Source organism: Alkalihalophilus lindianensis, from assembly GCF_032843265.1.
GTDB classification, from domain to species: Bacteria; Bacillota; Bacilli; order Bacillales; family Bacillaceae_D; genus Alkalihalophilus; species Alkalihalophilus lindianensis.
The window spans coordinates 1-263 of the sequence record NZ_JAWJBA010000485.1; the positions used below are offsets into that span (position 1 = coordinate 1).

At 40.3% G+C, this 263-nt stretch carries 1 protein-coding gene; it reads right to left on the reverse strand.

Going from position 1 to position 263, the window contains the following annotated elements; translation table 11 throughout:
* The coding region (locus RYX56_RS23125; protein ID WP_317124225.1) for a LysR substrate-binding domain-containing protein at positions 1-263 on the reverse strand (263 nt) is incomplete at its 5' end.

Sequence of the window (263 nt, forward strand, 5' to 3'; positions counted from 1 at the left end):
TCAAAGTGTGTGCATTTTAGGATCCGCCAAGTATTCCCTTAATGTTTCGATAAAAATCTTTAGCGCTTTTGTTTGATATGTTGCATGGGTCAGAATCGAGAAATTCCGTTTAAAAGGCAGTCCTTTCATGTTAATGATTCCAATATAGCCGTTGATGCGCTCCTTTTTGATTGCCCAGCTTGAGAGCAGACTAATTCCCAGCCCTGCTTCCACTGATTCCTTGATTAACTGAGTACTGCCGAATTCCATCATTTTTTTTGGAG